Origin of the sequence: Streptomyces sp. NPDC002044, from assembly GCF_040296725.1 — a bacterium.
GTDB classification, from domain to species: domain Bacteria; phylum Actinomycetota; class Actinomycetes; order Streptomycetales; family Streptomycetaceae; genus Streptomyces; species Streptomyces antarcticus.
This window is the reverse complement of sequence record NZ_JBEOXU010000211.1, coordinates 1-8,194: the sequence shown is the minus strand read 5'-3', so window position 1 is coordinate 8,194 and position 8,194 is coordinate 1. Positions and strand designations below refer to the sequence as shown.

5 protein-coding genes are annotated in these 8,194 nt (G+C 76.6%); 3 read left to right on the top strand and 2 right to left on the bottom strand.

Going from position 1 to position 8,194, the window contains the following annotated elements; all coding sequences use genetic code 11:
- Positions 1–881, top strand: an 881-nt coding sequence (locus ABT106_RS29720) for a YncE family protein (protein WP_351283523.1), incomplete at its 5' end; no start/stop codon positions are given.
- A 103-nt stretch (positions 882–984) separates the two neighbouring features.
- Here ABT106_RS29720 and ABT106_RS29715 read toward each other — a convergent pair.
- Positions 985–1,278, bottom strand: a complete 294-nt coding sequence (locus ABT106_RS29715; RefSeq protein ID WP_351283521.1) for a hypothetical protein — start codon at positions 1,276–1,278, stop codon at positions 985–987.
- Positions 1,275–2,033 (bottom strand): GmrSD restriction endonuclease domain-containing protein, encoded by a 759-nt coding sequence (locus ABT106_RS29710; protein ID WP_351283519.1) that lies wholly within the window; start codon positions 2,031–2,033, stop codon positions 1,275–1,277. Before ABT106_RS29710 ends, ABT106_RS29715 begins: the two co-directional genes overlap by 4 nt.
- Before the next feature lie 200 nt (positions 2,034–2,233).
- Between ABT106_RS29710 and ABT106_RS29705 the strand changes: the two genes are divergently transcribed.
- Together ABT106_RS29705 and ABT106_RS29700 are read left to right on the top strand one after the other, a co-directional pair.
- Positions 2,234–3,106 carry a DUF4132 domain-containing protein gene (locus tag ABT106_RS29705; protein ID WP_351283516.1) on the top strand — a complete coding sequence of 291 codons (873 nt, stop codon included), beginning with the start codon at positions 2,234–2,236 and terminating at the stop codon, positions 3,104–3,106.
- A complete protein-coding gene (locus tag ABT106_RS29700) occupies positions 3,103–8,073 on the top strand; it encodes a thioesterase domain-containing protein (RefSeq protein WP_502979522.1) in 4,971 nt (1,656 codons plus the stop codon). The genes ABT106_RS29705 and ABT106_RS29700 overlap by 4 nt, the downstream gene beginning before the upstream one ends.
- Positions 8,074–8,194 lie beyond the last annotated feature (121 nt).

The following is an 8,194-nucleotide window of genomic DNA, read 5'->3' as shown; positions in this document are numbered from 1 at the left end:
GCTGGGCCCGGCCGGGGCGGGCGGTCGGCGCCCCCGGCCGCGCCTGGGTGGCCACCGCCGAGGGCGTCGCCGTCGTCGACACCCGCACCCGCGAACGGCTGGCCCGCATCCCCCACCGCACGGACACCGGCCCGGCCGCCGACGGCGAGTACCGCGGCGGGGGCATGGGCATCGCGCTCTCGCCCGACGGCGCGCGCGCCTACGCCGGGGTCAACGTGCCCGGCACCACGGGCGTGCTGGAGGTCATCGACACGGCGACGCGCGAGGTCACCGCCGTCGTCCCGGTGGGGCGGCGCCCCTTCGACGTGGACGTGTCGGCCGACGGCGCCGAGGTGTACGTGACCGGCCACGACTCCTTCGACGTGACCGTCGTCGCGGCCGGCTCGCTGCGTCCGCGCCGGATCGAGGTCGCACCGTACGGAACCGAGGGCGGACTCGGCTCCTGGCTCAAGCCGCACTACGCGGCCGTCCGCCCGGCCGACGGGAAGCTGCTGCTCCCCTTCGAGGGCGAGCGGCTCGCGGTGGTCGACCCGCGCACCGGGCGCACCACCGTCGAGCCGATGACCGCCGACACCCACCAGCACGGCGCCACGGCGACGCCGGACGGCCGCCTCCTGGTGGTGGGCACCGGGGCGGTGGAGCCCGGCGACGGCAAGGGCCCGTCGCTGACGGTGCGTTCCCCGGACGGGACGGAGCGGGTGTTCCCGCTGGACGGCCCGCACGAGGACGTGGCCGTCTCCCGGGACGGCCGTACCGCCTACGTCACCGGCGGATTCACCCGCGACGGGTACTGGAACGGCATCACCGTCGTCGACCTGGACTCGGGCGTCACCCGCCGCCTGGCCGCGGGGGACCGGCCGCTGGGCGTCGCCGTGCTGTGAACCGGCCCGGGGCGCGGGGCCGGGACACGGGGGCAAGGGCGGGGCCGGGACACGGGGCGGGGCCGCACGGGAGGGTGGCCCCGCGCCCGAGGGCGGGGCCCGGTCAGGCCGGGCCCGTTCCCGGGGCCTGGGCCCCGCCGCCCGCCCTGACCGCGGCGAGGGCGGCCGCGTGCAGGCCCGCCGGGTCGCCGTGGTGGGGGAGCGGGCCGCCGGTCAGCGTGTACCACTCGTCGGCGTCGGTGTACTGGATGTCGAACCGGACCAGGCCCCCGTCCTGTTCCGTCGTGCGCAGGGTGAGCGGGCCGGTGATGACGCCCACCTCGTCCGTCATCGCGCCGCCGGGACCGGCCTTCGCCTCGTCCTGCCACTGCCGGGGCGCGGGTGTCGCACCGGTCATGAGGCGCAGGTGTCCAGCATCGTGGTGAGCATCTTCTTCTCCGGTTCGGTGACGGTCAGTTCGTACGCGGACTTCACGGTGGTCCAGGCCCGGCCGTACTGGCACCAGCTCGCCTTGTCCGGCGGCTGCCACAGGTCGGGGCTCTGGTCGCCCTTCGACCGGTTGGAGGCCGCGGTCACGGCCAGCAGCTGCGGGTGGGTCAGGTCGTTGGCGAAGGACTTGCGCCGGGCGGCGTCCCAGCCGGCGGCGCCCGAGCGCCACCCCTCGGCCAGCGGCACCATGTGGTCGATGTCCATCTTCCCGGCGTCGGTGACGACCACCGCGTCGTAGAGGCTCTTCCACGTGCCGGACACGGCCTTGCACTCGCCGTCCTGCTTGACGTCGGCGCCGTCGCGCCGCAGGACGGTCTCACGGGTGTCGCACTTGTTCCCCTGCTGGGCCCAGTGCGTGAACCGGTCCCGGCTGTACCCCGCCATCGTGCCCGCCGGCGCGACCTTCAGCGCGGCCAGCCGGGTACGGGCCACGGCCACGGTGACCAGTCCGGGCAGCACGTCACCGGCCGCCGGTTCGCCGCCACCGCCCGGCTTCCCCGGGTCCGCCGGTTGGCCCCCGTCCGCAGGCGGGGACGCCGGCGTCCGCTCCGAGGAGGGCGGCTTCCCGTCGGGTCCCGTCCCCACCGGACCGGAACACCCCGCCGCGGCCAGCAGCAACCCCGCGGCCAGCACCGCACCCGGCACGCGTATCTGACGAACCATGACCCCACCCCACACCCGACTCCGCGTCAATGTCCCCGGGAGCCTACCCAGAACCGGACATTCAACCGGACCACGACCCTCCGGAGGGTGTTGTCAGTGGCTCTCGCTAGTCTCCCGGCATACCGCAGCTCAGGGGGGTCCCACCCCCGTGGACAGGGCTGCGCGGAACCGGGCGGGACACGCGGGAGAGGTGCGGGCGGATGGCATGGCTGGCAGCGGGCGAGGGGTACGAAATCGCCCTGGTGGAAGGGCGGGTGGCGGCGCGGTCGACCGGCGGCCGCGCGAGCGGGAGGCAGTTGAAGTCACTGCCCAAGGCACTGAAGGACCATCCCGAGGTGGACCGGCTGCGCCGGCTCGCCGAATGGCTCGACCGGCACGAGGCGTCCTGCGTCGCCCAGGCCGACGCCTGGATGGTGTCCTCACTGCCGGTGCCGACCGCGCTGATCGCCCGGGTCTGGCCCGACGAGGCATGGCAGCGCGCCCTGCGCGACCTCGCCGTCGTCGGCCAGGCCCCTGAGGAGGCGGGCTTCCTGCGCGACGCCACCGCCTCCGGTGAACTGAAGGTGGTCGACCTCGACGGCGAGACGGTCCGGCTCTCCCCGCGCACGGTGACCCTGCCGCACCCCGTGCTGCTGCCCGACCTGGAAGACGTACGGGAGTTCGCCGCCGAACTGGGCATCCAGCAGCGGGTCGAGCAGATCCACCGCGCCACCTGGCACAAGCCCGACGGGCTCGCGGAGACCGCCACCGAGGTCCGCGACTACGCGGGCGGCGTCTTCGCCACCCGCTTCGGCCTCGCCGCCCGGGCCACCGGCCTCGGCTACCGGGTCTCCGGCGGCTACGCGACCTGCAAGGTCCGCGACGCTGGCCGCGGCCGCGCCGTCGAGGCGGCGGTGTGGATCGGCGAACCGTACTACGAGGACGAGACGAGTACCGGCGCCCTGAACTGGCACGACGAGGACGGCCGGGCCGTACGCCTGGCGGAGGTCGGACCGGTCGCCTGGTCCGAGGGCATGAGGATGGCCGCGGCGCTGTACGCCGGGCGCAAGATCGAGGAGGGCGGGGACGCGTGAGCACCGACCGGATGGACAAGGACGAGACGGGCACCGAGGCGCCGGGCACCGAGGCGCCGGGCACCGAGGAGGCCGCGCTCCTGCTCAAGGCGGGCGCCGTGCTCCCGCCCGGTACGACCGGCGCCGGGCCCGGCGCGGTCGAGCTGACCGCGCGCACCTACCGGCACCCCGCCCTCGGAGACGACCGCGTCGTCGTCCGGCTCGCCGCCGCCGAACTCGGCGCCGCCGAGGACCTCGCCGCGGGGTTCCTGGGACTCGTGCGGGACGGAGACGAGCCGGCCGTCGTCGGCCTCGGCCGCCGCCAGGCCCTCGGCTTCCCCGAGTGGGTCCTCGTGCACCACCCCGAGGACGGGCACCACGCCCTCGCCGTCGTCCCCGAACTGGACCGGCTCGCCCGCCAGGCCAAGACCAAGCCCAAGGCCGCCCTCGACGCCTGCCACGAACTCGCCGGCCGGCTCGGCGCGTCCGTACCGCACTTCCTCCCCGTCTTCTACGAACAGGCCGCCCGTACCTTCCTCGCCGTCGAGAACACCACGTACGCCTCCCAGCTGTTCGGCCGCGCCCGCACCGCCGAGGCCCAGTACGGCCTCGACGTCGACGAGGACCGCCTCGACGCCGTCTTCCTCGAGTTCGCCCTGGCCGGCGCCCTGCCGGTGAAGGTGCTCACCGGCTACGGCAAGGACCTGGCCGCCCGCGTCACCCCCGCCGAAGCCCACGCACGCTTCCGCCGCCTGTGCGTGCGCCGGACCGCCGGCGGGCTGCCGCCCTCCGCGCAGGCCGCCGGCGAACTGCGCCGCCTGGCCCGCGCCGCCGGCCTGACGGGCACCGAGCCCGAGCAGGACTACCTCGCCGAACTGCTGCCGCTGCCCGCCACCCTGCGCGCCGCGACCGGCTGGTGGAGGGCCCACCGGAGCGCCCTCGTCGCGCTGGCCCGGCGCGTTCCCGCCGTACGGGGCATCCTCCTCGGGCTGACGCCGCCCGGCGGCGGCGACAGCACCGCCCTCACCGCCCTGTGGCTCGGCCTCCTCGAGGAGTCCGGAGCCACCGCCGGCCTGGTCTCCGCGGACCTTCCGGCGGACCAGCGCTGCGCCGACGGCGCCGCCGGCTGGCTGGAGCGCTTCCACGCCGCCCGGCACGCCGGCTGGGGCGTCCACCCCACGCTGCCGGACCTGCTCGGTCTCGTCGAACGGTGCGCTCCGGCACTGCGCACCGAACTCGCCCGCCCCGGCCGCGAGGCCGGGCTGCGCATCGGCGTCCAGGACGCCGACCTGCTCGACCTCCTGCTCACCCTCGGCCTCCCCGTCGCCGACCCGGACGAGACCGACGGACGACGCCGCCACGACCAGCTCAACCTCCGTGACTGGGCCCGCGCCGACCAGCGCCGCGACCTGCTCGCCATCGCCGCCGACGCACGCTTCCACCCGGCCTTCGACCGGGCGCTGAACGCCCTCGGCGACGCCACCGGCGGCGCCGACATCATCCGGGCCGCCGCCGCCTCCCCCGGCGGCCGCCCGCTGCTCACCCGCTGGGTGCGCACCGTCGCGGCGGCCTCCACCGCCACCGGCCTGCCCGGAGTCCCCGACGCCATCCGGCGCCTGACCTGGCTGCCCGCCGAAGGTCTCGCACTGGCCCCCGCGGAAGTCGCCGAGGCCGCCGCCTCCGACCTCGCCGAGACGCTGGCCCGCACCCTGCGCGGCGGTCTCTTCGAGGAGCTGCGCTGGGCCTCGTGGGAGAGCGCCGTCGCCGAACTCTCCCCCGACCGGGACTCGTCCGACCTGACCGTGGTCGAAGCCTGGCCCCACCTGATCGTCGCCAACCGGACACAGGTCCGGGTCATAGACGCCGACTCCACCGTCCTCACCCACGACCTGCGCGTGCCCGCCGGCTCCGGACACCGCCTCGGCTTCCACTACGTCGACGGCGAGCTGCTCGTCTTCTGGTCCTCCTGGGGCGCCGGCCAGGTCCAGGGCTACTGGCACACCTCGCCCGGCACCGTCATCACCCTGGAGACCGACCGCAGCCACTGGTCCCTGCGGTCCGACCACATCAGCCTGCCCCTGCCGGGCGGCGGCCGCGCCACCGGAGCGGGCGTCCTGCACGCCGGCGACACCCGGCTGCCCGAGGAGAAGCCGCTGCTCGGCGACGGAACCTCGTACTGGGTCTGGCACTCCCGCGACCAGCACCGCGACGGCGGCTGGACCGAATACGACCCCGCGGGCCCCGCCTATGGGCGCGACTCCCTGCCCGCCTTCCTCACCGACGCCCCGCACGGCCACCCGGACACCGCCACCCTGAACGGACACGGTTCCTGGCTGCGCCCCGCGCCCGAGGTCGCCGGCTCGGTGCTCGGCGCCCCCGCCGACGGCCTGCTCGGCTGGCGCGCGGTACGCCTCCAGGGCAACGGCTGGCACGGCAGCGACACCGGCGGCCGGTCCGTCACCGTCCCCGAGGGCCACGACGCGCCCGTCGCCGCCGTCACCTTCCCCGGCGACGACCGGCCGCGCGCCCTGTCCCACCACTGGCGCGAGCTCAGCCTCACCGACCCGGACGGCGTGGTCACCGCCACCTCGCGCGGGGACCACGGCCACGCCGCCTTCGCCACGGGCAGCGTCGAACTCCCGCCGCTGTCCCACTGGTACGCCCTGCGCCCGCGCGACCCCGAGGGCTCGGCAGCCCTGCGCGCGGCCGACCGGGAAAGCGTCGCCGCCCTGCTCAAGGCCGCCGCCGCGGCCGAACTCGTCACCGACCTGCCCGGTCTGGTGAGCGCGGCCCTGCCGCGGGTCACCGCACCCCAGCTGATCGGCGGCATCGTCGAGGTGCTCCGCTTCACCCTCACCCAGCAGAAGGCCCTCGACGCCGTCGCCGCCCGGCTCCACCCGGACGGCGAAGCCGCCGAGGACACCGTCCGCGGCCCCGCCGACCGGCTGATCGGCGACGCGCTCAGCGGCCTCATCGGCTCCGGCTACCACCGCTGGGGCAGCGACCACGACTCCGCGCACCGGGTGCTGCGCGAGCTCGCCGCCGCCCGCGCGCGGACCGAAGACGCCGGAATCCCCGGCCGGCTCCACTTCGACGCCCCCGCGCTGCCGCAGTCCGGGCTGCCGTGGACCGGGCTGCTGGACGAGCCCGCCGCCGTCGCCTACCGCGCCGTCGCGCCCGGAACCGGCGAGGAGCAGCGGGCGGCCCTCACCGGGCTGCTCGCCGCCGTCGACGCCCTCGGCCTGGCCTCGGCCGAAGGCTCCGCGGACCGTTGGCGCCGGGTCCTGCTCCACCTGGACCGGCGCCACCTGGAGACCCCCGACGGCATCGGCCGCAACCTCCACCAGCGCTCCGTGCTCACCCTCGGCGGCGGCGCCGCGCTCGCCCTCACCGAGCACTCCGCGTCCGTCCCCGACGGGCACGAGTTCGGCGCCCTGTTCCACGACCCGACCGGCCGGTTCGAGGTGCCCGGCCCCTACACCGCACGCGGGGACGCCCCGCTCGGCGACCGTCGGCGCGGCCCCGGCTGGCTGTCCGGGTTCCTCGCGGCGGCCGCCGAGCACGGCCCGGCGCCCTTCCGGGCCGAAACCGCCGAGGAGTTCGGCCGCCTCACCGGAACCTCCGGCGCGCTCGCGCGGCTCGTGGTCGCCGGGATGCCGCACATCGACGACTGGGGGCGCAACTTCCTGCCCACGGAGCTGCGTACGGCCCTCGGCCTCAAGGCCGCCGACGCCGCGACCGCCCGCGACGAGCTCAGGAACCTCGACGTCGACGTGCGACGGGCCGTCGTCGCCGCGCTGCTGCCCGCCGATCCGGCCCGGCTGTGGAGCGAGGGCCCGGACGCGGCCGCCGCCGCTCAGGTGTGGAACGCCCGCGTGGGCCGGCGTACGCCCGTACCGGACTGGCTGGCCACCGAGGCCGCGCGCGCCGTGTCCGGCGGGTGGCCCGCGCACCGTTCGCTGCCGGCCCTGCTCGACCCCGCGGCCTCGCGGGAGCTGAGCGTCGATGTCGCGTGGACCGTGCGGGGCGACCACGCGGAGCCCCGCGAACCGGCCACCGATCCGTTCACCTCCTCCGTCCTGTCCGGGACCGTCGCCCTGGCCGCCTGGCTCGCGCACCGGCTGCCCGCGGGCGATCCCGTACGGGCCGTGCTGCCGCCCGCGCTGACCGCCGTACGGCAGCGGCTGGCCGCGCCCGACCTGCTGCTCGGCTTCTGGACCTACACCAGCCTCGCCGACTTCCGGTCGGCGGCGGGCACCCCGACCGAGACCGCCGGGGACCACGAGCGCTACGGCGCGGTCCTGCTGCCCACCGCCGACGGCCGGCCCAGGCCCGCGCTGCGGCCGTCCCTGCTGGACTCCACGGGCTCCGACCCGTACCTGCCGATGCTGCGCGGCACCGACCAGCACCCCTCGGGCGTGGAGGTGGCGCTGCGGGCCGTGCACGACCCGCGCTTCGCCGCGCTGCTCGCCGACCCGGGAACCCCCGCGGCGGGAACCGCCGACGCGGACGGCACGTGGTGGCCGCAGGACCCGAGCCGCTCGGTGCCGGAGGTGGTGGCGGAGGTCTCCGCCACCCACGGCCTCGGCGCCGACGCGGCCGCCCTGTACCTGGCACTGCTGGCCATGCCCGACCCCACCGACCGCAACACGGCGCGCTGGACGGGCTGGAAGCCGGCCCGCCTCAAGGCGGCCCGCGCCGAACTGGCCGCCACCGACCTGGTGGTGACGGCGAACCGGGCCCGGGCGGGGCGCACGCTGTTCCTGCCGGGAGGATGGAGCGAGCAGTCCTCACCGGTGCTGCCGGTGGAACAGTGGAAGCTCCCGCTGTACGGCCTGGCGGCGGGCGGCGCGCCGGCCCTGGGCGTCCTGGTGCCCGGCGAACCGGCCGCGGAACTGTACCGGCGGGCCTGGGCGCGCGTCCGGGAGGGCGACGGGCCCCGCTTCGAACAGCTCCAGGTCAAGCGCACCCGCAGGCGCCGCGGCTGAGGGAGCGGTTGTTGAGGAGCGGGGGTGCCAGCGCGTCCAGCACCGCATGGTGCGGCACGCTCCCGGTCGGCAGCAGCCCGACCGGGTTCCAGTCCTCCACCACCAGCCAGCGGTCCGGCTC